Consider the following 26,558-nt stretch of genomic DNA (forward strand, 5'->3'; position numbering starts at 1 on the left):
TTATGAGCATAAAATCTATATACAAGTTAGCCTTCTCGATCGGTTTATTAGCGGTTTCAGGATTTTTCACCGAATCGTCAGCCCAGCGATATCCCTCTCAGGAAACTTTTGGAAAGAACAGGGTCCAGTATAAGAAGTTCAACTGGAAGATTTTCAGAACCACCAACTTCGAAATTTATCACTATCAGGGCGGAACTGCCCTGGCTAGGCTCACTGCGCAATATGCTGAAAGTGAGTTCGATAAAATCACTGATGTCCTGGGCTGGACCCCATACAGCCGCGTAAAGATCTTCTTGTACAATTCACCTGCGGAGTTGGAACAAAGTAATATGGGTTTGTCCACGCTGGACAATCTAAACGAGCAGAAGCTTGATCTGTCACAATCGCGGGTAGAAGTTGCTTATACCGGCGATCAGATCGGTTTTCGGAAAAAGCTTGTAAAGGATATCAGTCTGCTTTTTGTATACGATATGCTTTACGGCGGTAACATGAAGGAGGCATTGCAAAGCTCACTTTTACTTACATTACCGGAATGGTTCATGACAGGAACTGCGGCCTACATTGCAGAAGGCTGGTCGCCGGAATTGAATGATTACATGCGGGATTTTTTCAAAAACCGTAATGTGAGAAAACCCACATTAATGACCGGTAATGATGCTACGCTGATCGGTCACTCCATCTGGAATTACATTGCAGAACGTTACGGAAAAGATAAAATATCTGATATTCTGAACCTTACGCGCATTATCCGGACCGAGCAAACCAGTATCACCAGTACGTTGGGGGTTCAATCTTACAATCGTTTTCTTCGCGATTGGCGTGCTTATTATTTAAACCAGAGTAAAAACGCCGAACAGTTTTATACCGATCCAAGTCCAACCTGGAAATACAAGCTGAATGAGTTCAGCGCATCGGATGCGAATGCGGTGATCAAAATATCTCCGGACAAGAAATTTACCGCAGTTAGCGAGATCAAGAACGGACGTTATAAAGTATATGTGTTTGAGAGTGAAGGTGGTTCCAAGAAGGTGATCCGCCAGGGTAAGCTTGATTTCATCGGTGGCCGCGCCAAAACTCAGCCGCCTCTTTTGGGCTGGTCCAGAAATAATAATCTGGCGATCCTGGCCTCCGAAAATGACCGAAAAAATTTCTATCTGTATGAAAACGTCGGTACGAAAAAGGTTAAGATCAAGTTGAAACGAAATATTCGCGGACTCGATCAGATTGTTGATATGGATGTTTCCCAAGACGGAACGATGCTTGCGGTGAGTGCGGATAAAGGTGGACAAAATGACCTTTACCTCATCAGCGTCGCCCGTGCGTCTGCGCTTCCATTAACCAATGACTTGTACGATGATCTCTCCCCACGTTTTGTGCAGGGTTCGTCCAGACGTGTTGTTTTCGCATCTAACCGTCCGCTGGATTCGCTTGGGACAGGTGATAAAGGAAGCTACAAATCGATTTCTTCGTCTTTTACTATTTACGAGCACGATGGTACGCCAAAGTCTGACAACCTCCTGAAACTGGTGCAGGCGGATGGGAAAAACAAAATTTTACCGGTGTACGCCGATGAGAATGATGTGGTTTACCTGTCAAATGCAAAAGGGGTAAGTAACCTTTTCAAATTCAACCGTGCTACTTCTGCGAATTCACAACTTACAAATTACATTCAGAATATCCGGAGTGCAGATATTAATATCAAAACAGGCGGTGGTGCACTGGCTTATACATACCTGAACAACGGATATTATACGGCGGCATTTAAAAATAGCTTTGACATTAATGCAACGTTAAATACGCCATCATTGAATACGATTGCGGCTAATCCTTCCGGGGACGGAAAGGCTGCTGCTGTTGTGTCTGATACTGTAAAGGCGTTGCAGCCTGCCGAGGCGCCAAAAATTGCTTTGAAGGAAGGTGAGGTGGATATAGAAAATTATCAGTTTGATGAAGATGTGTTGAAAGCATTCGAATCAAAAAGGACCAGAGGGAATTTCCCTACAACGCCGAGCGCACTTTCGAGAGCCAAAACGACACGTGAAAATATCGCGATCAAAGGCCCGACAAATTATAAAGGACTGTTTATTACAAATGACGCCAGTTCCGATTGGCGCATCGATCCGATTCGCGGATTCGGGTATGCCCAATCGATCTCGATGAATGATCTTCTTGAGAATCACGTCATAAAAGCAGGCTTATTCATTTCTTCCAATTTCAGGAATAGTGATCTTTTTGGAGAATATTCCAACAATACCTACCGCATTGATTTTGGGGTGAGGTTCGATCGCAAAAGCCTGTATATCGATACAGAGGGAGCACCTCAGAAATACAGGTTCAACCAGTTGATGTTTACGGCGTCTTACCCATTCTCCACAACAAGCCGCCTGTCATTATCGCCAATGTATACTTCGACACGGATGATTGATGTGTACATTTTACCTAATCCTGATCTCGCGTCGAGCTACGGTGGGTTGCGGACAGAATATGTATTTGATAACACCCGGGTAAATGGGATGAATATGATGGAGGGAACACGTTTCAAACTCCGTTATGATTTGCAGCAAGGAATTACCAGCGGGAAAGAAAGCTTCAACCGTGTTAGTCTGGATTTCCGTCATTATCAGAAGATTCACAGAGATTTGATCCTGGCGATCAGAGCTTCGGCCAGTCACTCAGGCGGAAAAGCCCCGAAACAGAATATTCTGGGAGGTATGGAGAACTGGATCGGAAATAAAAAAGAAAACCGGCTGGGGGACAATCCATTGAACTTTCAAAAAGACAACCGCGATATTTTCTTTGCTGATTTTGCCACCAATTTGCGGGGCTTTAACCTGAACCGTTTGTCTGGAACAAGCTACATGCTATTAAATGCTGAATTGCGCATTCCATTGGTTAAGTACCTGTACCGCGGCGCCATTACTTCGAGCTTCCTCCGCAACTTTCAGATCGTTGGTTTCGGGGATATCGGGACTGCCTGGACGGGAAAAGGGCCATTTAGCGAAAACAATAGTTTGAATACCCAAATCATCGGTAGTGAAGATGATCCGTTCAGAGCAACAGTTACGAATTTCAAAAATCCTTACCTGATGGGTTACGGAGCTGGTGTGAGAACGACGTTATTTGGTTTCTATGCCAAGTTCGATTATGCCTGGGGGGTGGACAACGGATATACCAATAAGCCAATTCCTTATGTGACACTGGGTTATGATTTTTGATAGAAATAATAAGTAAAAACAGCATATCATGCAGTTATAAAGATGGCAAGAGATCAAGTTCTCCTGCCATTTTTAGTTTTAGTAAAGCCAGTTTTATTTGAAATTTATGAACACACTTAGATTCCGGATCGCCTTCCTTTGGCTGTTTTTTTGTTGCTGTCAAATGGCCTTCGCCCAAAGAGAAATACTGTATGAACAGTACATTCAGAATCCAATGGCTATCAACCCGGGGTTTACAGGTGTACGGGAGGATTTTAACATGACTGCGATGTTTCGCAGAAAGTGGTTTAACATTAAAAATTCGCCGTCAAGTCAGACGTTTGCAGCCGACGGTACAGTTGCTAATGGAAAGTTTGGAATCGGATTTCAGGCACTGAATGACCAAACCAGTTATTTCACCACGACGGGCTTTTCAGCGTCTTTCGCATTTCACCTGGCAGTTTCAGATACGTGGAAACTGGGTTTGGGCGCCCAGGGAGGCATTAATGTCTTGCCGGTTTCCGATCTTTCCTATGGTTCTACCAATCGTGCTTTGGGAAGCGTCGGGCTAGGCGCGTGGCTGCGTTCCGAACAGCTCTACTTTGGTATTTCAAAACCCGAATTGTTGTCCCAGCGGTTTGATAATCAACTCATAGGCGACTTTTACCGGAGACCATTATACATCATGGCCGGCGGTAGTTACGATTTGAGCGAGGATGTTAGGTTGTTGCCGCAAATTCTGGTGGTACAGGAAAAAGACCATAAACTGAGGGTCGATTTCGGTTCACGTTTATGGTTCAATGAGCGGGTCGGAATCGGAGCTTCGTACCGGGTTGGAGGAGGTTATAACTCGTTTTCTGCCAAAGTCGATTACCTGCAGTTATCCGCAGAAGTCCAGTTCGGACGAAATGTAAGGCTGGGATATTTTTACAGTACCCGCCAGGTGGAGCAGATTTACAGCAATTATTCCGGGCCAAAAGGAATCCACGAACTGATGTTGAAATTTGTACCGAATCCAACCGGTTTCCATAAATATTGATGGAATACACGCCGTTAAAATCGTTTTTGGCCCAAGTTAAAAGGAGAATTTATTCGTAATCTTTAGATAACTCTCGTACCTTTGTGCGGTAAATGAAATACTCACTTTTGTGATGGATAAATACACTTATATAGCAAATTCCGACGCCGCTTACATAGAGGAATTGTACAATTCCTATAAGCAAGATGCCACTTCCGTTGATGAAGGATGGCAGAAATTTTTTGAAGGTTACGATTTTTTTCAAAAGTATCCCGTCAATGGTAATGGTCACGCAAATGGCTCAGCCGTTGGCAAAGAGGCTGCAGTAATCGGTAAAGTGGACCCCAGCCGCATCCGTAAGGAAATGGAAGTGGTGCATCTGATCCGCGGTTACCGTTCCAGAGGCCACTTAATGGCTACCACAAACCCGATCCAGAAACGTAAAGATCGTCATCCACAGCTTGATCTTGCCGATTTTAATCTTGGAAATGAAGACCTCGATGTGGTTTTCGAAGCCGGGGTCGAAGTTTTTGACAGACCTGCAACACTACGGGAAATTGTCGATTCTCTTACAACCATTTATACAAGAAATATCGGTTTCGAATATTTATACATTCGTGACCGGGAACAAAAGAGCTGGCTTCGCAAGAAAATTGAGAAGGAAGCTCTGAATATGACTTTTTCCATAGATGAGAAAAAGCATATTTTGTCCAAATTGAATGAGGCAGTTGTTTTTGAAAACTTTCTTCATACAAAGTACTTAGGTCAGAAACGGTTTTCGCTCGAAGGTGGCGAAACCACCATTCCTGCACTGGATGCTATGATCAATAAGGCAGCCGAAATGGGCGTGGTGGAAGTCATGATCGGTATGGCCCACCGCGGTCGTCTGAACGTGCTGGCCAACGTCATGCAGAAAACCTACGGACAAATCTTCAATGAATTCGAAGGAAATTTGCCTGATCAGGTCTGGGGTGATGGTGACGTGAAATACCACATGGGTTTTGCAAGCCAGATCACAACCAAAGACGGAAACAAGGTACATCTCAAACTCGCACCTAACCCTTCTCACCTTGAAGCCGTAAACCCGGTTGTCGAGGGATATATCCGGGCGCGTGCCGACGGGATGTATGACAGTGATTACGACCGCGTTCTGCCCGTATTAATTCACGGTGATGCAGCGGTTGCAGGCCAGGGGATTGTATATGAGGTGACCCAAATGTCTGCACTGAATGGTTATTACACAGGTGGTACCATTCACTTCGTAATCAATAATCAGGTTGGTTTTACTACAGATTTTGTTGATGCGAGGTCTAGTATTTATTGTACCGACATTGCGAAAATCGTAGATGCGCCGGTACTTCACGTCAATGGCGATGATCCGGAAGCGGTGGTTTTCTGTATGCGACTTGCAGTAGAATACCGTCAGAAATTCAATAAAGATATATTTATTGATATGGTTTGCTACCGTCGCCACGGCCATAATGAGGCGGACGAGCCGAAATTTACCCAGCCGGTTTTATACAAATCAATAGAAAATCATCAGAATCCACGCGAGATTTATCAGAAAACGCTGGCGGAAAGAGGGGATGTTGATGCGCAGCTGGCTGCCAATATGGATAAGGAATTCAAACAGCTTTTACAGGAGCGTTTGGATATGGTAAAACAAAAAGCCCTTCCATATACACTCCCAAAACTGGAACAAGAGTGGCATACTTTGCGTAAATCAAAACCAGAGGATTTTGAAAAATCACCTGAGACCGGTGTTCCACTGGAAGTACTGGAAAAAATCGGAAAAGCGCTGATCAGTACTCCCGAAGATTTTAGCCGATTAAAGCAAATAGATAAGCTGCTCAAAGATCGTGAGTCGATGATCTTTGACAAAAAAGAAGTGAACTGGGCAACAGCTGAATTGCTGGCGTATGGTTCGATACTTGTGGAAGGAAACATTGTCCGGCTGAGCGGCCAGGATGTGCAGCGCGGTACGTTTTCGCACCGTCACGCAGTACTTCGCGATGTTGAGACGAATGCGGCTTACAGCAATTTGCAGCATATTCAGGAAGATCAGGGCCCGTTTATGATTTACAATTCGTTGTTGTCTGAATACGGTGTTCTTGGATTTGAATTCGGCTATTCAATGGCTAATCCAAATGCGTTGGTGATCTGGGAAGCTCAGTTTGGTGATTTTGCAAATGGTACGCAGGTGATCATCGACCAGTTCGTTACTTCAAGCGAAACGAAATGGGACCGCTGGACTGGTTTGGTAATGCTTCTTCCTCATGGGTATGAAGGCCAGGGACCTGAGCACTCCAATGCCCGTCCGGAGCGTTATTTGCAGCTTTCTGCGAACTATAATCTGATCGTGGCGAACGTTACTACTCCGGCCAACTTCTTCCATTTGCTTCGCAGACAATTGAAATTCCCGTTCCGCAAGCCACTGGTAGTGATGTCGCCAAAATCTATGCTGAGACATCCACTTTGCGTTTCGTCAATGGATAGTCTGGTAAATGGGTCATTCCAGGAAACAATCGGAGATACGTATGCTGATCCTGCGAAAGTGACGAAAGTGTTGTTGTGCACCGGAAAACTTTATTACGAACTATTCGAAAGACAGCAGACAGATAAGAGGGACGATGTTGCAATTATTCGTCTAGAACAAATGCATCCTTTCCCGCAGACGCAGATAGACGCGCATTTGAACAAGTACGAAAATGCAAAAGTATATTGGGTACAAGAAGAACCTTTCAATATGGGTGGCTGGACGTTTATGCTGAGAATGTATAAAGGAGCTAAACCGTTGCAGGTAATCGCCAGAGAGTCAAGTGCATCACCTTCTACCGGATTCTCAAAAATCCACGCGAAGGAGCAGGCAGAGATTATCAACAGAGCTTTTGAATGATTTCCTATATTTTTAGACACTTAATTCGATAACGAGATTGCACATAAAATGGCTGAAATTGAAATAAAGGTACCGCCGGTTGGCGAGTCAATAACGGAGGTTACAATAGGAAACTGGTTCAAAAACGATGGCGATTTTGTGAAAATGGATGAGGTCATTTGTGGGCTCGATTCAGATAAAGCAACATTTGAATTAACTGCGGAGGCAGAAGGTGTTTTGCATATTAAAGCGCAGGAAGGAGACACAATTAATATAGGTGATCTGATTGCGACTATTGAACCGTCGAATGGCGCTGCAGCACCAGCCGTTGCACCGAAACAGGAATCGCCGGCGGCACCGAAGGAATCTGCTCCGGTAGAGCCTGTCGCTGAAAAAGCAGATAATAAAGTTGAAGCTCCTGCTGCACCGGCAACACCTGGAAAAGCTTACGAAATGAAAGTACCCGCAGTAGGTGAGTCCATAACGGAGGTTACCATTGCATCCTGGAATAAAAAGGATGGTGACCACGTCGAACTGGATGAAATCCTTTGTGAGCTTGAATCAGACAAAGCGACTTTTGAATTGCCGGCAGAAGCTGCCGGTACATTAAAAATAGTTGGAAAAGAAGGTGATACCCTGGCCATCGGCGCAGTAATCTGCACGATAGAACCTGGTGCCGGAGCTGCACCTGCTGCTGCTCAAACTTCTGCGCCAGCTGCCGAAACTGCATCTGCGGACAAGGCATATAGTGAAAAACATGCTTCCCCCGTTGCTGCCAAAATTCTCGCGGAAAAGGGAATTGATCCGAAAGATGTAAATGGCTCCGGATCAGGAGGTAAAATAATGAAAGATGATGCGTTAAAAGCGGGTAGCAAACCTGCGGCTCCATCCGCACCTGCTGCTGCTTCCGCGAAACCTGCTGCAGCCGCTCCAACTGCACCTGCCGGTGCGAGAGGTCAGCGTCGTGAGAAAATGTCATCGCTTCGTAAAACAATCGCTCGTCGTTTGGTCGCAGTGAAAAATGAAACGGCTATGCTGACTACTTTCAACGAAGTAGATATGAAGCCGATCATGGACCTTCGCGGCAAGTTCAAGGACAAGTTCAAGGAGAAACACGAAGTTGGACTTGGGTTTATGTCATTCTTCGTGAAAGCGGTGACGGTGGCATTGAAAGATTTCCCTGTCGTAAATGCATACATTGATGGCGAGGAACTTGTTTATAATGATTTTAGCGACATTTCGGTAGCAGTTTCGACTCCCCGTGGATTGGTAGTTCCAGTGATACGGAATGCGGAAACGTTGTCATTCGCAGCGATAGAAAAAGAAATCGTTCGTTTGGCAGTTCGTGCGCGTGATGGTAAGCTGGGGCTTGATGAAATGTCAGGCGGAACGTTCACCATTACAAATGGTGGCACGTTTGGTTCGATGCTTTCGACCCCGATCATCAATGCGCCGCAATCTGCAATTCTCGGAATGCATAATATCGTTGAACGCGCAGTAGTCGTAGATGGTCAGATCGTCATTCGCCCGATCATGTACGTGGCACTTTCGTATGATCACCGTACCATTGATGGAAAAGATTCGGTTAGCTTCCTTGTCAGGTTGAAGCAGCTGCTAGAAGATCCAATGCGATTGTTACTTGATATGTAATCTAATAAAAGACCCATAAGTAATCTAATCCCGTCATATCGACGGGATTTTTTTATATTCGTGAATAACCCTATTCATTGTCAGATGATCCATAAATCATTGGTTTGTTTGCTTGTCCTCACTTTTTTGAATGCCGGGATCGTACATTCTCAGCTCCCGGAACCTGAAATATCATCAACTGAAATCACAACAGGTGATTCCATTCCTGTCATCAGAGTTTACTTTAACAAGTATTTCGTTGGGAGACAAAAGCTTCGAATAAGGGAAGTTGCCGATCTGATAAGTTGTGTTGATTCCAGCAATTTTGTGATGTTTAACAAAGGACACAAATTACAAAAGGTAGGTGGGACTGTCGCGATACTTGGGGGAGGCTTAGCTCTGGTAGGATCCTTGGTAGCTATGGGAGAAGCACTGAATAATTTGTTTTCACAGACCTCCGACAATGGGAGTACAGGCGTCCCTGTTTTGATAGCTTCGTGCGGCGTCACTTTCACCGGACTGTTACTCATGACTGTGGGCAAAAGTCAAAAAACCAAGTCTGTCCGGTTGTATAATCGGACAGCGAAGGCCGGAGAATATACATTATCCGCAGGAATATATGGAAACAGTCTTTCGGTAAGATTAAAATTCTAGCAGATTATTTCAGCTTGTCATTTTCCCGGTGGCGGTCTTTGTCCCGTTCAGTTTTCTTAGCAAGATTTTTTTCAAAAGCTTCGGTAAGATTAATTCCCGTTTGATTAGCCAGACAAATCAGTACCCACAGAACATCCGCCATTTCATCGCCCAGGTCTTTACCCAAATCCGACTTTTTGAAAGACTGATCGCCATAGGTCCGGGCCATAATGCGGGCAAGTTCTCCCACTTCTTCCGTCAGGATCGTCATGTTAGTTAATTCTGAGAAATAACGGACTCCGTATGTTTTGATCCAGAGATCTACCTGGTTTTGGGCTTCGTCGATGGACATTGCTTTAATTTTAGACCGGGTCACCGGTGCGATGATTGAATGATTGAACGGAATGTCGGAGGCGTTGTTGTGGTTCGTTAAATTCGGTTTTTTGAGTCGATGAGGATGGTGACCGGGCCATCGTTGAGTAAAGCTACCTTCATATCAGCCCCGAATTGGCCGCATTCGATTTTTTTTCCTAATTCTTGTTCCAGAAACACGATCATTTTCTCATATAATGGAATTGCGACTTCCGGCCTGGCGGCCTCGATGAATGAGGGGCGATTTCCTTTTTTTGTACTGGCGTGTAATGTAAACTGACTGATCAGAAGAATGTTACCATCAACTGTTTTCAAGTCAAGATTCATTTTTCCCTCCTCATCTCCAAATACCCTCAAACCGATCATTTTCTTTCCCAGCCACTCAATATCTTCTGAAGTATCCTGATGGGTGATTCCCAGCAAGACCAGAAACCCATTCTCAATTTTCCCATTTACCTTTCCTTCGATCGTCACCGAGGCACTACTTACGCGCTGTACTACTGCAATCATGTGTACGCCAAATTATTTGAAATCACTTTTCTGAGCTAAAATAAACCTATTTAGGGATATGCACGGTGCTTTTATTCTTGTAAACCGTTTATCCATCGCCTGCCCGCTACTATGTGACGGTCTAAGTTCCCGGCCTCACATCGCCGGCAATTGTCAGGATCATGGATCAGTCAGGCAGATTATTCATCTCCCAAACCGTGAAAAAGTCGGATCAAAAAATAAATATAGCAAGGTTAAAAGAAGGATTGTACATTGTGACCCTGAACGATAAAGTAGTAGGTAAGGTGATTGTGGTGGGGAAATTAAGTCTTGTTTTAAAGATTACATGAAAGAAGAACGCATTTCAGTTTTTGATATATTTAAAATTGGCATTGGCCCGTCGAGCTCCCATACGCTGGGGCCGTGGCGGGCGGCGCAGCAGTTTTTGACAAGGCTTAACTCGCGAATTGAGTTGGCGTCGGTTCGGAATGTGCAGGTTCATCTGTATGGTTCACTGGCAAAAACCGGCAAAGGCCACGGAACGGACATTGCTGTGATTCTTGGACTCAGCGGTTACGATCCGGTTACGGTCGAGACAGATTCCATTGATCGCATTCTTGCCGATATCGCTTCGAGTGAAACCATTTCGCTGCATGGCGAAATGAGTCTCCGGTTTACCCCGAAAGAAGATGTGGTTTTCCATAAATCCGAATCACTTCCTTTTCATCCAAATGGCGTCAGCTTTGTTGCAGAATGTGGTTCAAATGGCACATTTGAAGAAACTTACTATTCGATTGGTGGCGGTTTCGTAATTCAGGAGGGGGAGGAGAAAAATGAGAAGCATTCCGTGAGCCTGCCATATCCGATAGATTATGCTTCTGATCTGTTACAATGGCATCGGATCTCCGGGAAAGAGATTTGGGAAATCGTATTGGAAAACGAGAAAGCCTGGCGTCCGGAGCCTGTTGTCCGGAAGGATTTGATGCATATCTGGCACGTGATGCAGGATAGCATTTTCCATGGCTGCCAAAATCAGGGTGTTCTTCCAGGCGGGCTTCTTGTTCAGCGGCGGGCCGCAGCTTTAAACCAAAAATTATTGAAAGGCAAAGCTTGCGTCGGATGTGACGAGTGGGTCGAGTCCATTCGGACTGGTGGCGCAGGCTTTAACTATACATTGGATTGGGTAAGTTGCTTTGCGCTGGCAGTAAATGAGGAAAATGCATCATATAGCAGGGTTGTGACTGCTCCGACAAACGGGGCGGCCGGTGTCATTCCGGCAGTTTTACAATTTCATATCACTTTTTGCGGAGGTACCGAAGAAGATATTTTCAGGTTTATGTTAACTGCCGGAGAAATTGGCAGCATTTTCAAGAAAGGCGCCACCATTTCTGCGGCAATGGGTGGCTGCCAGGCCGAGATCGGCGTTTCGTCGGCTATGGCAGCTGCGGGGCTTACCCAGGTTTCCGGCGGGACCGTCGAACAATGTCTGATGGCTGCTGAAATTGCCATGGAGCATCATTTGGGACTAACCTGCGATCCGGTCGCCGGACTTGTTCAGATTCCCTGCATCGAACGTAATACAATGGGGGCGATTAAAGCGATTACTGCTTCTCAACTGGCTTTGCAAAGCAACCCGAGGGATGCGAAGGTTTCACTGGATAATGTGGTGCAAACGATGTGGCAGACTGCGCTGGATATGAATCATCGGTATAAGGAAACCTCGGAGGGCGGACTGGCAGTCAATATTCCGATCAGTTTAAGTGAATGCTAAAACCTCACAGGTTCAAAAGTAAATGCGCCAGCCCGAAGTAAACGCCATATCCGATGAGGTCATTGGCGGTTGTTATAAATGGCCCCGACGCTACTGCCGGGTTAATACCAATTTTTTCCAGCAAAATAGGGGTAATGGTACCCATAAAGGAAGCGAGGAAAACGACTGACATTAATGCAATGGAAACGACAAAAGCCAGGTTTACTTCATTGCCAATCAGTAGATTAAATCCAAAAACGATCAGACTGATGATTAATCCATTGATAAAGGCCACCGCGAACATCCGGATCAGACGCTGCCCGACCGTGGTATCCAAACCGGTTTTGTCTGCCAGGCTTTGAAGGATAATGGATGACGTTTGAATGCCGACATTACCTCCGGTAGAACCGATAATCGGGATGAATGCAGCCATAGCCGGCACAATTTGCAGGTCTCCCTCAAAAAAGCTGATGAATTTCGCAGCCAGAATTCCCCCCATCATTCCTACCAGAAGCCACGGCAAACGAGCTTTCGTTTGCTGCCAGATGGTATCATCTTCTTCCACGTCTCCCGTAATACCAGCCATGGCGAGCGTATCCGAACTTGCCTGCTCGGTGATTACGTCGATCACGTCATCAATGGTAATGCGACCGAGCAATTTCCCCTGAACATTCACAACCGGCAGTGCATCAAGGTCATAGCGGCGCATGAGCTCGGCTACTTCTTCGGCCGGACGATATGTTTCGACGAAAATCACATCTTTATCATAAAGACTTTCAATCTTGGTGTTTTTATGCGCCAGAACGATTTTTTTCAGGGACAGAATTCCCAGCAGTTTACCAAAATCGTCGACCACATAGACTGCATACACCTTCCCCACATCTTCCGCCTGCTTGCGAAGTTCCTCAATGCATTGATTCACAGTCCAATTTACATTGGCTTTTACAAGCTCTTTCTGCATCAAACCACCCGCGACATCCTCATCATAATGTAGCAGATCGAGGATAAAACGGGCTTGTTCGCGGTCTTCCAGCAATGCGATCACTTCCTCGCGGACACGGATAGGCTGCTGGTTCAGCAAATCCACCGCATCATCCGAGTCGAACAGGTTGACAAACCGCGAAATTTCTTCGGAATTGAATGCTTTCAGAAACTCGCGGCGGTCGTTCGGCTCCATATCGGCCAGAATTTCGGCACCTCGTTCAACGCCAAGCTGACTGACCAGGAATTTGGCGCGATCGGTTTCAAGCTCCGACAAAAGACTGGTAATATCAGCTGAAAAAAGAGGCTCCATCTCAATGCGAATGGATGCAGCATCTTGTTTTTCAATGAGTTCCTGAATATGGTCTACGTATTCCTGGGTTAATTCAAAAGTCATGTTGAGGTAGCTTTTAGCGATTGGCGATTGGCTTTTAGCTTACATACTTACTTTCCGAAGAATGCTTTTTGGTTATTCCGGCAGACTTTGGGCAAGCTGGGTCAGGATAACGAAATCACTGACGGGTAACTGTTCTGCGCGTTTGGTCAGCAATGGATGATCTGGAAACTCGCCGATCGGTTTTAATGCATTTCGCAGCGTTTTTCTCCGTTGATTAAAAGCCGTTTTCACCACCCTGAAAAACAATTTTTCATCGCAATCCAGCGCACTGGTACTGTTCCGGCGAAGCCTGATCACGCCTGACTGCACCTTGGGCGGAGGGTCAAATGCTCCCGGGGGCACTGTGACGAGATAATCTATATCGTAGAAAGCCTGCAACAAAACGCTCAAAATGCCATAATCCTTATTTCCCGGAGGTGAAGCGATACGTTGGGCAACTTCTTTTTGAAGCATGCAAACGATCTCCGGGATCTGGTCGCGGATCTGTAAAGCCCGGAAAAAGATCTGGGACGAAATGTTGTAGGGAAAATTGCCGATAACGCCGAATGGGGCTGAAAAATGGTCGGCGGTATTTAGTTTGAGAAAATCACCTTCGATGATACGCGGCGAAAGGTCCGGATAATGCTTTTGCAGATAAACCACCGATTCCGTATCAATCTCGATTACATACGTTTCGAATGTATCTTTTTGCAATAAGAATTGCGTCAGCACGCCCATACCCGGCCCGATCTCGAGAACCTTATTATAATTGCGGTGACCAGACAGCCCGTCGACAATGCGCTGGGCAATGTTCAGATCTTTTAAAAAATGCTGTCCAAGGTGCTTTTTAGCCCGGACTTTGGAGTCGTCCCTATTTTTATAATTCATTTTCACAAGCCAAAATTACGGCTTAATTCGTAGATTTATCGAATAAAGAATTGGAAGGAACCTTAAAAGTGCGATGCTCCGGAAACCATGGAAATGATCTCGTCCCACACCGATTGGCAAACGATACACGCTACATTACAACATCTTAATCTCATTGGAATTACATTTTCTCCGGACTTTGTGATCCGGAATATAAGTGCCCATGCATTGATGAAAACCGGCTGGATGGAGTCCGACCTGCTCGGTCACAGCCTGTTTGATAAGCTTATTCCAAAGGAGGAAGAATACGAGGTACGGCAAATGCTGGAAGAAGGGATTCAGGGAAAACGGAAGCTGGAACAACGCGAAGTGCCTTTTTTAGCTCAAAAAGGAACGGTTCGCACTTTTTCTATCAATTCGGTACTGATGCACCGGGAAGAGGATGAGGTGGAATGCGTGACTTTGGTTGGCGACGACATTACCCGTCGCAGGCGAATGGAGTCTTCGATAGCAAAATCGAATTCGCAGTTACAAGATCTGGTGGATAATACCAGCGACCTGATCCAGCTGGTGGCAATGGACGGGAAGTTCATATTTGTGAACAAGGCCTGGCGGGAAGTATTGGGTTACGGGCTTGATGAAATCGCGTCGATGCGCATGGAGGATATTCTGCATCCGCAGCATAAGGAACAAGCTTTGGCACAACTGAAACTCATTGAGCAGGGTAATTCCAATCCCAATTTTGAAGCTGTTTTTCTGAGCCGGGAGGGGAAAAAGGTATTTGTGGCAGGAAGTGTCAACTGCCGGTTCGATAATGGAAAACCTACCGCATTCAGGTGTATTTTAAATGATTTTACTGAAAAAATCAGGGCTGAGAAAGCGCAGAACCTGTATTACAGCATTGCCAACTGGACTGTAAATACACCCAATCTCGACGATTTTTACCAAAATATCCACGAAGAACTTGGTAAGATCATCGATGTAAAGAACTTCTTCATCGCACTTTACGATCCCAGCAAAAGCTACATTTATTTCCCTTATTACGTCGATCAATATTTTCAGGGAAATGTGCGGTTTACAAGAAGGAAATTGGGAAATGGGGTCACAGAATATGCGATTGCATCCAATAAACCACTTTTTTTATCCGGAGAAGATGTAGAGCATCTGGCAAAAACAAATAGCCTCCATTTGTACGGTGTCACTCCGAAATTGCTTCTCTGCGTTCCATTGCGGATCGGGGAGCGGATTACCGGCATTATCGGTGTGAAATCGTACGATGACCCCAAAATGTTCGATGCGAGAGACCTGGAATTGCTGGAATTTATCTCCGGGCAGGTTGCGATGGCCATTGCGCGAAAGCAAAGTGAGGAGGAATTAAGTAAATACCTCGCGCGTTTGAATGCGATTTTCGATAGCAGCTCGCATTTGATCTGGTCGGTGAATAAATCGTTACAACTGACCTCATTTAACCGGAATTACGCCGATCTGATCCATAATCAACTGGGAGTGAGACCTTCTTTGCAATCGAGTACTGAGAAGTTCGGCTGGCGAATGGTTGGTAACAACAACCGCCGCACGCTGGAATCGAAATACCGGCAGGCATTGCGTGGTGAGGCGCAATATTTTGAATTTAAAATCGATCGGAAAGACGGAGCCCAGATGTGGCTTGAATTTTACCTGAATCCCATTCATTATGCCGACGGGGTGATCGAGGAAGTTTCCGGGATCGCGAGGGATATTACCCGGAGAAAAGAGGCGGAATTGTCGTTACGGCATAGTGAGGAGCTTTTCAGGGGGATTTTTGAAAACCTGCAGGATATTTATTGCAGGATCAACCGGGAAGGTGAGATCACGATGATCAGCCAGTCGGTAATGAAACGGCTTGGTTACCTGCCGAATGAGGTGATCGGGCATAAGCTAACGGAATTTTTTGCGGATAAGAAACGCATTCATTCGGCGCTGATCCGGTTGCGGAAGACAAAAAGCCTGCGGAATTTCGAGATCACGATGTACCGGAAAGATGGTACCGAGCGCCAGTTTATGATCAACATGCTGATGTTTACCAACGACAAAGGCAAACCGACGGAAATTGCGGCATTGGCGCGGGATATTACCGAATTGAAACGAAATGAGCTCGAATTACTGAAAGCAAAAGAACATGCGGAACGCTCGCTGAAAGTAAAAGAGGGTTTTCTTGCCAATATGAGCCACGAGATCCGTACGCCGATGAATGGGGTGATCGGGATGATTGACCTGCTGGGAGAAACGCCGCTGAATGTGGAGCAGAAAGATTATGTGTTGACGATCAAACGTTCGTCGGAAACGCTGTTAAATATTTTGAACGATATTCTCGATCTGTCGAAAATCGAGGCAGGGAAAATGGAGCTGCATGAGGCTCCGATCGCGATCGAGGAGATTTTATTGAAACTGGTGTCACTTTTTGGGCAAACTGCCAAAAGCAAAAACAATACGCTTACCTATGAAATCGCGCCCGACATTCCGAAGTTTATCATCGCCGATCAGACCCGATTACTGCAAATCCTGTCGAATCTGACGTCAAATGCATTAAAATTCACAGAAAACGGATCGGTGAAAGTTTTGCTTACACTGATAAAAAAAGACGGTATTTACCACAAGATCAAAGTCGATGTTCAGGATTCAGGGATTGGGATCAGTGCAATGGACAAGCAGATTTTGTTCACCTCTTTTACCCAACTGGACAATTCCTCACGGAAATCATTTGGAGGAACGGGGCTTGGACTTGCGATTTCGAAGCAACTCTGCGCATTAATGAATGGAGAAATTGGCGTGGAATCTACCATTGGCCAGGGCAGCACATTCTGGTTCACATTTGAGACCAGGGAAACTTCGATTGCCCAGGTAGGAACGGTCAAGCAAATCGATGAGACGCCGATTGAAAACGTATTTGCCGATTACCATCCAAGTATTCTTTTGGTGGACGACAATGCGGTAAACCGGAAGGTAGCGAATGAAATTTTGAAAAAATCAGGCTGCGTGGTGGACCTCGCGGAGAGTGGCTACAAAGCGATTGAAATGGTGGATAACCGCCAGGCGTCTTCGCTTCCTGGCTATGATATCATTTTTATGGATATCCAAATGCCGGATATGGACGGCGTGGAAACGTCACAGGAATTGAAAAAGAAATATCCCGGATTACTTCCACCGATTGTCGCAATGACGGCTTATTCGATGAAGGAAGACCGTGACCGGTTTATCAGCCAGGGTATGGACGATTACATTGCAAAGCCGATCCGTGCACAAACACTGGTTCAGAAAGTGAGAGAAATTGTCGGTACCAGAACAGAACCTGCTTCCATGCCGCAACAGGCAGCTCAGGTTCCGCAAACGACGCTTCCTATTCTGGATCGGGAAATTATCGATCAGCTGAATGGGATTGGCGGGGCAGATCTCGTGTGGTCGGTTTTCGAAGATTTTGTAACGGAATCCAACGAACTGGTTGCGGGTGCATTGGAAGCTTTTGAAAAAAATGACATTGCTACGGTAAAAAGCAATTTGCATACATTAAAGGGAAGTGGGGGCACGGTTGGCGTTTCGAGACTTGCAGAAATTGCGCGGGATGCGGAATGGCGATTGAAGTCAGAGGATACCAGCACCCTGGCGCAGGCGCTGCCCCAGTTGCAGCAGGCATTCTCCGAATTTCTGGAAAATTATGAGGGAATGCTCAGAGACTGGCTGAAATAACGATTTCGGTCAGTCTTTTTCGGGGATTTTCCATCGGGTGAAAAGGGCGGCTGATATGTAAATACCCTTTGTTCGTCGATTGTAAAGGTTTATTGTATGGCACGGTTAAACTTAAATGGAAAATGGTGCTCTAAAATGCAATTAAACCTTTAGAACTAATGAACAGATTTACATTAGTCCTCATCCTTACTCTGGGTCTCGGACTTTCTCAAATCGCTCAGGCGCAAAATGCACAGATTTCAGGTACTGTACTCGACAGTGTAAACCGTTCTGCGGTGGTCGGTGCCTATGTCGCGGTGAGCCGCAATACTCCCGATGCCAAGCCGGAATATGTCACAACGGATGTGAATGGTAAGTTCACGTTCACCGGTCTTACCAAACAAGTTTCTTATCTCGTAAAAGTTACCTATATCAGTTATAAAGACTTCGTCAAAACCGTTAATTTGACCAGCGATACGCAGGATCTGGGTACCATTGAGCTGACTGAAGCAATTGCCAATCTGAAAGAAATCAAAATCGTGGGGCAGGTGACTGCTATGGAGCAAAAGGGCGATACTACGCAATTCAATGCGGCTGCATTCAAAACAAATCCCGACGCTACTACCGAGGATTTGATCCAAAAAATGCCTGGTATTACTGTGATAAATGGAACGGTGACTGCGCACGGTGAAACGGTAAATCGCGTCTTGGTGGATGGAAAGCCATTTTTTGGCGAAGATGCCGCACTTACATTAAAATCCCTTCCCGCAGAGATCGTTGATAAAATCGAAGTTTTCGATAAGCTGAGCGATCAGGCCCAGTTTACAGGGTTTGATGATGGTAATGGTCAAAAAACAATCAACATTGTGACCAAAGCAGACCGTAAAATGGGCCAGTTTGGCAAGGTATTCGCCGGGTACGGATTGGACAATCGGTACCAGGCTGGTGGTAATATCAGTTTCTTTAAAGGAAATCAGCGGATTTCGGTGATCGGTTTGAGCAATAATATCAATATGCAAAACTTCTCGAGCCAGGATCTGCTGGGTGTTTCCGGGAGCGGCGGGGGAGGAGGAAGAGGCGGCTCAGGCGGCGGCGGTGCTTCTAATAACTTCCTGGTTGGAAACCAAAATGGGATTACAGGGACCAATTCATTCGGGCTTAATTATTCCAACAAATTTGGAAAGAAAGTGGATGTGACGGGAAGTTATTTTTTCAACCGGACGGGTAACAGCAATGTACAGAGTATGCAGCAGCGTTTCCTGCTGGCAGGTGATTCTACCGATCAGTTTTACAATGAAAACAGCCGCACATCGACCACGAATTCCAATCACCGGCTCAACTTCCGGATTGAATATAATATTGATCCCAAAAACTCATTGATCATTACGCCGCGACTCAGCTTTCAGGATAACACTTCCAGCAGCTTAAAAGCAGGGTTAACGACTTTGGGTGATAGCAGCAGAATAAACAGCCAGGATAATACGCAACTGAATGCTAATAATGGCTATAACTTCTCCAATGATCTTTTATTTCGTCACAGTTTCGCTAAAAAAGGCCGCACCGTAAGTGTGAACGTCAATACGCAGCTGAATGACAGAGCTGGTACCAGAAATCTGTATTCTAAAAATTTGTACTACGATACTTTCGCTGCAATGCGGGGAGATACCATCGATCAGCAGAGTTATACCAATTCGAATGGAATGGCCTGGGGAAGTAATGTGATTTATACCGAGCCGATCAGCAGTACCGGGCAGTTGCAGTTCAATTATGGGCTGACATTGAGTAACAGCAACTCCAGCAGAGACACCTATAATATGAGTTTCGATGACAATACATACTCGGATCTGGATACGTTACTCACAAACAATTTTGACAACCGATATTTGACCAATCGGGCCGGGATCGGATACCGCTTTCGCAAAAACAGCTGGTCGGCGAACCTGGGCGTGGATTATCAGAATACTGGCTTGTACAGCGAGCAGCTGGCGCCGAACAATGTAAAAGTGGATCAGTCATTCAGCAATTTTCTGCCCAATTTCATGCTGAGTTACCGGTCGAAATCGGGGACGCAATTCCGGACGTTTTTCAGAAGTTCCACAAATCAGCCTTCAATCTCGCAATTGCAGAATGTGATCGATAACAGTAACCCATTGTCACTCACTGCCGGTAACCCCAACCTGAAACAGGAATACCGGAACATGTTTAACATCCGATATTCTCTGGCCGGTGCAAAAAGACCTTACAGCCTGAATGCGATGTTGTTCGTGACACAAACCAACAATGCGATCGTGAACTCGACCTTCATTGCCCAGCAGCCAACGCCATTGGCAAATGGCATCATACTGGAACGTGGCTCAAAGCTGACCAGACCGATCAATGTCGATGGAAGCTGGAATGCAAGAACCTTCTTCGCCTACGGTAAACCAATCGCGCCTTTGAAACTGAACCTTAACCTGACAACCGGTTTCAACTATGTAAGATCGCCGGGGCTCATCAACGACATTCCGAATTTTTCAAATACGTACGCTGTTTCACAGGGACTTGTATTGAGCAGTAATGTGAGTGATAAACTCGATTTCACTGTCTCGTACTCAGGGAATTACAACATCGTCCGGAATACGATCCAGCCGAACCTTAACAATAATTACTATACGCAGGGAATTACGGGCCGCGTGAACTGGATTTTCGGCAAAGGATTTGTGATCCAAAGCGACCTGAGCAATCAATCTTATCGTGGACTGGGAGAAGGTTTTAATCAAAACTTCACTTTGTGGAATGCGAGTATTGGCAAGAAATTCCTGAAAAACAATGCAGGCGAGTTGAAACTGACCGTTTTTGATATATTAAAACAAAACAACAGCATCACTCGTAACGTAACCGAAACCTACGTGCAGGATGTAACCAACCGTGTGTTGACACAATATGCAATGCTGACATTCACTTATACATTGAAAAACTTCGGTAAAATGCCTACTAATGATGGCGGTGGCCGCAGACGGGATTTTGAGGGTGAAGGGGGTGGTTTTCGTCGCGGAGAAGGTGGCGGTGGGGGAAGAGGTGCAGGGGGCTTTTAATGATCAGTATTCTTAGATCCTCATATCCAGTGCAAAAAGAATCCCGGATCGGTCATCGGTCCGGGATTCTTCGTCTTGGTATTTATCTGAAATTATTTTTTCGATGCAAACGGAATGATCAGCTTTTCGCCTCTTTCCGAGAAATCGCGGGTTTTCCCATTTGCTTTCATGATCGCTTCTTTTGTAACGCCATATTTTCCAGCAACCACACGAAGTACATCGCCGGGACCCACGGTATGAACGGTCTGAACCTGAACTTTGAGTTTGGTCACACCTGATTTTACGTCAGAAACGGAAGAATTGAGTCCCTGTAACGTTTCTGTTTTCAGGTTATATCGGGAAGCAATGCTCGAAAAAGTTTCTCCTCCCTGGACCGAGTGCGTGATCGACTCGCCGCCCAATGAGGAAGCGGAAATGGCTGGTTTGTCTTCCTTCTTCGGCTCTTCTTTTACAGGCTTAGGCTCCTCTTCCTTGATCGGTCCGGATTTTACGTCCCCGGTTGCAGTCACCGGCTCTGCACCTGGCGTATCTCTAATGGGCTCACCGACAACCGATTCTTCTAATGTCGAATCCACAACCACCGAAGTTAGCTCCTCTGAATTGGATGAACTATCTGAAATATATTCGTAACCAACGTACAACATCGCGAGCACCAACAAAACCAATACGAGCAACGTAACAATGGGCAGATTTGACTTTTCAGTGGGACGGATATTTCTTTTTTTAGGGAATTCGTCTTCCATAATTCAGTCGCTATTCAAGGTTTAGTGGAGCTAATTTTACACGAAAATACTAAAGACATACTACTTTCCAAGGTGATTTTTCAATTCCTCATTCATGGCAGAGACTTTTTCTTTTAGGCCTTCTTTGAACGAATCGAGGCGTTTTCCAACCTCGGGATCGCTGGCGCCAATGATCTGCGCTGCCAGTATTCCGGCATTACGGGCGCCGTCCAAAGCGACAGTCGCTACCGGGACGCCGGAAGGCATTTGCAGAATGGAAAGCACTGAATCCCAACCATCTATGGAGTTGCTAGACAGCACCGGAACGCCGATTACCGGCAGTGAAGTAAGCGATGCAACCATTCCAGGAAGGTGTGCCGCGCCCCCCGCGCCTGCAATAATCACTTTTAACCCGCGGCCTCTTGCCGAGCCCGCATAATCGAGCATTCGCTCGGGTGTACGGTGTGCCGAAACGATTTCCATTTCAAATGCAATGCCGAGTTCTGTCAATGCGTCGGCTGCCTGCTGCATTACTTTCAGATCTGAAAGGCTTCCCATGATAATTCCAACCATTTCGTCTGATGTTAAGATTTGGTACTGATTACCCGGATATTTTTCTTCACAAAATCAACTTTATCTTTCAAAGCATTAATCTCTGAATCCATAATGGTAATGTGTCCCATTTTTCTGAAAGGCTTTGTGACTGCTTTCCAATATAGAAAAGGGAACACCTGCCCGGTGCCCAGTAAAGTTTCGATTCCTTCATAAACGGCAGGACCTTCGAACCCGTCCTCGCCCAGCAAGTTCACCATCGCCGATGGCCCGTATGCATGTGTACTACCCAAAGGCAGGTTGAGAATAGCTCTCCAATGCTGCTCGTATTGCGACGTCGCATTGGCGCGAATGGTGTGGTGTCCGCTATTATGCGGTCGCGGCGCCACTTCGTTGATCAGTATGCTTCCTTCTTTTGTAAGGAACAGCTCTACGGCCAGCAATCCTACAATCTGAAAAGCCTCTGCCGTCTTCCTTGCAATTTCCTGGGCTTTCGAGTCAATGGACTCTTCAATTTCCGCGGGTGCGAAAAGGTACTCGACAAGATTATGTTCGGGATGAAAGACCATTTCTACGGTAGGAAATGTGGCGACTTCCCCATTCGCATTCCGGGCGACGATTACCGCCAGTTCTTTATCAAAGTCAACAGCTTTTTCCAGTAATCCGGGTTTGTCAAAAGCTTTATCGAGATCGTCTTCAGATGCGATCCGTTGCACGCCCCGGCCATCGTATCCGTCTTTGCCAAGCTTGTGGAATGCGGGCAGGAAGGAAATATGTTTCGATACATCCGCACGATTTTCGGTCAATATAAACTCGGCGGTGGGAAGGTTATTTTCGAGGTAAAATTTCTTTTGAATCCGTTTATCCTGTATCTGACGAATCACCGAAGGTTGGGGGTAAATGCGTTTTCCTTCTTTTTCCAGGTCTTCCAATGCCTCGACATTGACTTTTTCAATTTCAATGGTGATCACATCGAGGTTTTTTCCGAAGTTATAAACCGTCTGATAATCTTGTAATGAGCCTTGTTGAAAGTGCGGGGCGATCTTTTTGCAGGGTGCGTCTGCATCCGGATCCAGTACGTGGATGTCGAGGTTCCAGTCTACGGCTGCCTGCAAAAGCATGAGCCCAAGCTGCCCGCCACCTAGGATTCCAATTCGGGATGAAAGCATTTAAGAGATAAATAGTATGCTACAAAAATGGGTTAAAAACCGCTAACATAAAATCGAATCCCATTGTTTTGGAGAAATTGTAAAGAAATTCGACAACGATGTCTGCTATTTCAAAATCCGGATCAGCGCCACTTCCACGAGCAGGAAAAGGAGTGAGGCATACAGAAAATATTTCCAGAGTGTCGTTCCCATATTCTGCTGCTCGAATGCCGTGGCAAATGCATCGTCATCGATCCTATCAAACACTTGCACATTTTTTTGGCCCGAAAAGGCGGCCCGCAACTCATCAGGCGAGTAGTATTGCAGTTTGGATTCTGCATTGTTATGGTTCAATGCGAGGATTTGCTCCGTTTTATTGTCACGGATCAATTCGTAATAACCGGCAGTAAGTCCTTCACCCAGTTGATCTCCCTCAGGAATTTCGAGAAGCAGCTGATTTCCGGTAATGCGCTGGACTGGAATCAGTTCGGTTTTATTTCTGCGAAGCTTGTAAACCGGATTCGCTCCGGGATTCTCGATAGTCAGGTTGATCGGGTTTTCATCGAACTTGTAGGAAGTCCGTTGCGCCCGCACACTCGACGCCGCGATCTTGTACATAATGGGAACAAATATGGCATGTTGCGCCATGTTGCCGTATTTCGGATTGAGCGAGGAAGCAAACAGGTAAACTTTTCCCATTCCCGAGCTAGCCTGGTTCAGGTAGGTCTGGCCGTTTCGCAGTGAAAGTAATAGCTGGCCTGCATTTGCCCAGTTCCAAACCGGAGCCGCGGAAGGCAGGTTCAGATTAAGTTCCTGGCGAACGGATTCTTCGAAAACATCACTAAAAAACGGGTTGTTACGATCGGGTGTGGCGAGTTCTATGGGTGCGGGATCGGAACTTGCGGAGACAGTCAGTCCATTTATACCGACACCCTTCAAAAACTGCGTATAACTGGCACCATTTGGCGTACCCGGAGGAATCACGGCCAGGCTGCCGCCTTTTTTAACAAAATCCTGTAAATCCTGTGGCAATGAGCCTGAGAGCTGCGTAACACTTTCCAGTATGACAAGGTCCGAACCTTTGATGAGGCCTGGATCCACATTCTGCGCACTGAAACTTTGCAGGGAAAACAGACTATCGTTGTCATATACATTTTGGATGTAGTTCGCATCCGATTTTTCTCCAAAAATGTGCAGCACCCGGATCAACGGCGACGAATTCAAAACAAAATAATAATCGTTATCAAAAGTTACCGGGAAGTCGTCGAATGTAATCTGGCCCTTTTTGTAACCTTTCCCTTTTATGTTAAAATTGAATTTCGCGGTAGCACTTCCATTTGCAGGCACATTCACCGACGCCGTAGAAGCCTGCGTATTGTCCAATGTCAGTTTTAGAACGACATTTTTTGCTTCCTGTTTTCCCGAATTGCTCACTTTCACAAAAAGGATATTGTTCTGCAATTCCCTGATAAACGGCGTGTTGAGCCAGGCCGAATCAACAAAAACGTTTCGCTCAGCCTCAGCCTGCACGGGTACCAAAAAAAGCTGATTAGTGGAATCAATTTTTAAATCTGCGAGATTTCCCGCTGTACTTTTTTGAAAATCGGAAAACCAGAAATACTGGTTTTTTCCTGTGGATTGATGCCGGGCGATCAGGTTTTCCTGTCTTTTGTAAATCTGGTCTAATGTACGCGGTGTATTGGAAAGGTTAATGGTTGTGAGCCGGTCGCGGAGCTTTTCGGCGGGGTATAATCCTTGTTCCTGGGCTGAAAAATCGTTGGTAATGAGTTGTAATGATGTCGCATTTTTGAAGATCCCAAGAAGATCGCCGAGGCGCGTGGTGGCAATGTCCAGATAGCGTTTGTTATTCAGATCACTTTCCATGCTGAGCGAATTATCGAGGTACAGACTCGTTATCCCGCGCCGATCGACGGCCAGTTTATTTTCAGCGGGAAGAAATGGCTGCGCGAATGCCAGAGCAAGACAGGTTATTGCTAAAATCCGGGCAGCGAGTACGAGCCAGTGCTTGATCTGCCGGACGGAACGCGTTTTGGTATCGACGGCTTTCAGAAAGGCGACGTTGGTAAAATAAACTCTCTTGGTACGACGGAAATTGAAAATATGAATGGCAATAGGTACAGATACAGCCAGCAAACCCCACAGAAAAGACGGAAAAAGAAAACTCATTAGCTCGTGATATGATCGTGTCTTTGTGTACAACGACAAATTACGTTAAATTCTCATAAGTGCTTTTTATTTCAAAGCCTTTCTGATATGTCACGGGCTTTTTTCTAACTTTGCACTTCATTTCCGGGCAAGAAAAATACTCGGTTTCCGGAGATCTCTATTGTTAATTTAAATCAAGTCATGGCCAAAGTTTCGGTAAACAAACACCAGCCCGTCTATCAAATGCCTACGAACCCGGCTGCGGTCCGTACCAAGAAATACGCTTTACCTACAAAAAAGTATATTATGCTTGCGATGCGTTATTTTTTCAAAACGCAACTGAAATGGGGGCTTATCCCGCTCGCATTGATACTGATTAATGCAATTCTCAATCTGACAGGCGTTTATCCGAATTTGTGGATTTACATTACCGTATTTGTGGGAGCTATTTTATACGTTCTTTTCTGGCTGATCCAGTTTACCGGAATTACACAACTGGCCCAGTACAAGCCGATGTTCGAGAAATTCTCTTACGAGATCGACAACCGGCAGATCCTGATGAAACTCAATCTGAAAGAAGGCAGTGTGATGAAATGGGAGCAGATCCAGGATGCTTATAAAGATAAAGACGCGTATGTGCTGGTAATCTCGAAAGGCCAGTTCCTGCATTTACCATTTACTATCTTCAATACGGAGCATGACATAAAGGTCTTTGAGCGCATTATGAAGCAAAAAGACTTTTTGAAAGCGTGAGGGGAGAAAGTGAGATGTGAAAAGTGAGATGTGAAAGGTGAGATGTGTGAAGTAAGATGTGTGAAGTGAGATGTTAAGGGTAGAAAAGTGAAGGGCTAAAAGTTTAAGGATATAATCCTAGCTTATAACCCTTCACTTTTTGGGACTATCGCATTAACTGTGTAAACTTTTCAATCGGGGTCGGGCAAAGCTTAAAGCCTGACTCTGTTTTCAAAAATAGTCAAAAATTGATTCAGGATCATGCCCCAGTTTCGGAT

The 26,558-nt window shown here is 45.6% G+C and carries 18 protein-coding genes; 10 read left to right on the forward strand and 8 right to left on the reverse strand.

Annotation, left to right across the window (positions count from 1 at the left end; all coding sequences use genetic code 11):
- Window positions 1–2: 2 nt before the first annotated feature.
- From LZG72_RS27570 to LZG72_RS27590, 5 genes are all read left to right on the forward strand, one after another.
- Window positions 3–3,215, forward strand: a complete 3,213-nt coding sequence (locus LZG72_RS27570; protein ID WP_233878380.1) for an outer membrane protein assembly factor — start codon at window positions 3–5, stop codon at window positions 3,213–3,215.
- A 106-nt stretch (window positions 3,216–3,321) separates the two neighbouring features.
- Window positions 3,322–4,233, forward strand: a complete 912-nt coding sequence (locus LZG72_RS27575) for a PorP/SprF family type IX secretion system membrane protein (protein WP_233878381.1) — start codon at window positions 3,322–3,324, stop codon at window positions 4,231–4,233.
- Between the two features lie 112 nt (window positions 4,234–4,345).
- Window positions 4,346–7,108, forward strand: coding sequence for a 2-oxoglutarate dehydrogenase E1 component (locus tag LZG72_RS27580; RefSeq protein WP_233878382.1), 2,763 nt, complete (start codon window positions 4,346–4,348; stop codon window positions 7,106–7,108).
- A 48-nt stretch (window positions 7,109–7,156) separates the two neighbouring features.
- Window positions 7,157–8,737 carry a 2-oxoglutarate dehydrogenase complex dihydrolipoyllysine-residue succinyltransferase gene (odhB, locus tag LZG72_RS27585; protein WP_233878383.1) on the forward strand — a complete coding sequence of 527 codons (1,581 nt, stop codon included), beginning with the start codon at window positions 7,157–7,159 and terminating at the stop codon, window positions 8,735–8,737.
- Between the two features lie 84 nt (window positions 8,738–8,821).
- Window positions 8,822–9,370 carry a hypothetical protein gene (locus LZG72_RS27590; RefSeq protein ID WP_233878384.1) on the forward strand — a complete coding sequence of 183 codons (549 nt, stop codon included), beginning with the start codon at window positions 8,822–8,824 and terminating at the stop codon, window positions 9,368–9,370.
- 4 nt (window positions 9,371–9,374) lie between these two features.
- On the opposite strand, the gene LZG72_RS27595 is transcribed toward LZG72_RS27590, so the two are convergent.
- Both LZG72_RS27595 and dtd read right to left on the reverse strand, forming a co-directional pair.
- Complete coding sequence (locus LZG72_RS27595) at window positions 9,375–9,701, reverse strand: nucleotide pyrophosphohydrolase (protein ID WP_233878385.1); 327 nt, start codon at window positions 9,699–9,701, stop codon at window positions 9,375–9,377.
- Window positions 9,702–9,778: 77 nt separating this feature from the next.
- On the reverse strand, window positions 9,779–10,231 hold the full coding sequence (gene dtd, locus LZG72_RS27600) for a D-aminoacyl-tRNA deacylase (RefSeq protein WP_233878386.1): 453 nt from the start codon (window positions 10,229–10,231) through the stop codon (window positions 9,779–9,781).
- A gap of 149 nt (window positions 10,232–10,380) precedes the next feature.
- Between dtd and LZG72_RS29530 the strand changes: the two genes are divergently transcribed.
- Together LZG72_RS29530 and LZG72_RS27605 are read left to right on the forward strand one after the other, a co-directional pair.
- Window positions 10,381–10,560 (forward strand): T9SS type A sorting domain-containing protein, encoded by a 180-nt coding sequence (locus LZG72_RS29530; RefSeq protein ID WP_409017752.1) that lies wholly within the window; start codon window positions 10,381–10,383, stop codon window positions 10,558–10,560.
- Window positions 10,557–11,981: an L-serine ammonia-lyase gene (locus LZG72_RS27605; protein ID WP_233878387.1), complete on the forward strand. Its 1,425-nt coding sequence runs from the start codon at window positions 10,557–10,559 to the stop codon at window positions 11,979–11,981. Before LZG72_RS29530 ends, LZG72_RS27605 begins: the two co-directional genes overlap by 4 nt.
- A gap of 4 nt (window positions 11,982–11,985) precedes the next feature.
- Here LZG72_RS27605 and mgtE read toward each other — a convergent pair whose 3' ends face one another.
- Window positions 11,986–13,338, reverse strand: coding sequence for a magnesium transporter (mgtE, locus tag LZG72_RS27610; RefSeq protein ID WP_233878388.1), 1,353 nt, complete (start codon window positions 13,336–13,338; stop codon window positions 11,986–11,988).
- A 72-nt stretch (window positions 13,339–13,410) separates the two neighbouring features.
- On the reverse strand, window positions 13,411–14,205 hold the full coding sequence (gene rsmA, locus LZG72_RS27615; protein ID WP_233878389.1) for a 16S rRNA (adenine(1518)-N(6)/adenine(1519)-N(6))-dimethyltransferase RsmA: 795 nt from the start codon (window positions 14,203–14,205) through the stop codon (window positions 13,411–13,413).
- Between the two features lie 87 nt (window positions 14,206–14,292).
- Here rsmA and LZG72_RS27620 point away from each other — a divergent pair, with 87 nt between their 5' ends.
- Together LZG72_RS27620 and LZG72_RS27625 are read left to right on the forward strand one after the other, a co-directional pair.
- On the forward strand, window positions 14,293–17,907 hold the full coding sequence (locus LZG72_RS27620) for a PAS domain S-box protein (protein ID WP_233878390.1): 3,615 nt from the start codon (window positions 14,293–14,295) through the stop codon (window positions 17,905–17,907).
- Between the two features lie 158 nt (window positions 17,908–18,065).
- Window positions 18,066–20,960, forward strand: a complete 2,895-nt coding sequence (locus LZG72_RS27625; protein WP_233878391.1) for a TonB-dependent receptor domain-containing protein — start codon at window positions 18,066–18,068, stop codon at window positions 20,958–20,960.
- A gap of 92 nt (window positions 20,961–21,052) precedes the next feature.
- Here the strand turns inward: LZG72_RS27625 and LZG72_RS27630 are convergent, their stop codons facing one another.
- The 4 genes from LZG72_RS27630 to LZG72_RS27645 all read right to left on the reverse strand — a co-directional run bounded on the left by LZG72_RS27630 (window position 21,053) and on the right by LZG72_RS27645 (window position 25,569).
- On the reverse strand, window positions 21,053–21,703 hold the full coding sequence (locus LZG72_RS27630) for a LysM peptidoglycan-binding domain-containing protein (protein WP_233878392.1): 651 nt from the start codon (window positions 21,701–21,703) through the stop codon (window positions 21,053–21,055).
- A 60-nt stretch (window positions 21,704–21,763) separates the two neighbouring features.
- On the reverse strand, window positions 21,764–22,255 hold the full coding sequence (gene purE, locus LZG72_RS27635; protein ID WP_233878393.1) for a 5-(carboxyamino)imidazole ribonucleotide mutase: 492 nt from the start codon (window positions 22,253–22,255) through the stop codon (window positions 21,764–21,766).
- Window positions 22,256–22,266: 11 nt separating this feature from the next.
- Window positions 22,267–23,403: a 5-(carboxyamino)imidazole ribonucleotide synthase gene (locus tag LZG72_RS27640; RefSeq protein ID WP_233878394.1), complete on the reverse strand. Its 1,137-nt coding sequence runs from the start codon at window positions 23,401–23,403 to the stop codon at window positions 22,267–22,269.
- 105 nt (window positions 23,404–23,508) lie between these two features.
- Window positions 23,509–25,569, reverse strand: a complete 2,061-nt coding sequence (locus LZG72_RS27645) for a BatA domain-containing protein (RefSeq protein ID WP_233878395.1) — start codon at window positions 25,567–25,569, stop codon at window positions 23,509–23,511.
- 180 nt (window positions 25,570–25,749) lie between these two features.
- Here LZG72_RS27645 and LZG72_RS27650 point away from each other — a divergent pair, with 180 nt between their 5' ends.
- Window positions 25,750–26,301, forward strand: a complete 552-nt coding sequence (locus LZG72_RS27650; protein WP_233878396.1) for a YcxB family protein — start codon at window positions 25,750–25,752, stop codon at window positions 26,299–26,301.
- The last annotated feature ends 257 nt before the right edge of the window (window positions 26,302–26,558 follow it).

It is taken from the genome of Dyadobacter sp. CY323, from assembly GCF_021390245.1.
Taxonomy (GTDB): Bacteria; Bacteroidota; Bacteroidia; order Cytophagales; family Spirosomataceae; genus Dyadobacter.

Bases quoted from the DNA above. Each gene is read 5' to 3' on its own strand.
- LZG72_RS27625 (WP_233878391.1), top strand. From the start codon at position 18,066: ATGAACAGATTTACATTAGTCCTCATCCTTACTCTGGGTCTCGGACTT.
- LZG72_RS27590 (WP_233878384.1), top strand. From the start codon at position 8,822: ATGATCCATAAATCATTGGTTTGTTTGCTTGTCCTCACTTTTTTGAAT.
- LZG72_RS27630 (WP_233878392.1), bottom strand. From the start codon at position 21,703: ATGGAAGACGAATTCCCTAAAAAAAGAAATATCCGTCCCACTGAAAAG.
- LZG72_RS27580 (WP_233878382.1), top strand. From the start codon at position 4,346: ATGGATAAATACACTTATATAGCAAATTCCGACGCCGCTTACATAGAG.
- LZG72_RS27595 (WP_233878385.1), bottom strand. From the start codon at position 9,701: ATGTCCATCGACGAAGCCCAAAACCAGGTAGATCTCTGGATCAAAACA.
- LZG72_RS27645 (WP_233878395.1), bottom strand. From the start codon at position 25,569: ATGAGTTTTCTTTTTCCGTCTTTTCTGTGGGGTTTGCTGGCTGTATCT.
- LZG72_RS27620 (WP_233878390.1), top strand. From the start codon at position 14,293: ATGGAAATGATCTCGTCCCACACCGATTGGCAAACGATACACGCTACA.
- LZG72_RS27570 (WP_233878380.1), top strand. From the start codon at position 3: ATGAGCATAAAATCTATATACAAGTTAGCCTTCTCGATCGGTTTATTA.
- LZG72_RS27575 (WP_233878381.1), top strand. From the start codon at position 3,322: ATGAACACACTTAGATTCCGGATCGCCTTCCTTTGGCTGTTTTTTTGT.
- LZG72_RS27640 (WP_233878394.1), bottom strand. From the start codon at position 23,403: ATGCTTTCATCCCGAATTGGAATCCTAGGTGGCGGGCAGCTTGGGCTC.
- rsmA (WP_233878389.1), bottom strand. From the start codon at position 14,205: ATGAATTATAAAAATAGGGACGACTCCAAAGTCCGGGCTAAAAAGCAC.
- mgtE (WP_233878388.1), bottom strand. From the start codon at position 13,338: ATGACTTTTGAATTAACCCAGGAATACGTAGACCATATTCAGGAACTC.
- dtd (WP_233878386.1), bottom strand. From the start codon at position 10,231: ATGATTGCAGTAGTACAGCGCGTAAGTAGTGCCTCGGTGACGATCGAA.
- purE (WP_233878393.1), bottom strand. From the start codon at position 22,255: ATGGTTGGAATTATCATGGGAAGCCTTTCAGATCTGAAAGTAATGCAG.
- LZG72_RS27605 (WP_233878387.1), top strand. From the start codon at position 10,557: ATGAAAGAAGAACGCATTTCAGTTTTTGATATATTTAAAATTGGCATT.
- LZG72_RS27650 (WP_233878396.1), top strand. From the start codon at position 25,750: ATGGCCAAAGTTTCGGTAAACAAACACCAGCCCGTCTATCAAATGCCT.
- odhB (WP_233878383.1), top strand. From the start codon at position 7,157: ATGGCTGAAATTGAAATAAAGGTACCGCCGGTTGGCGAGTCAATAACG.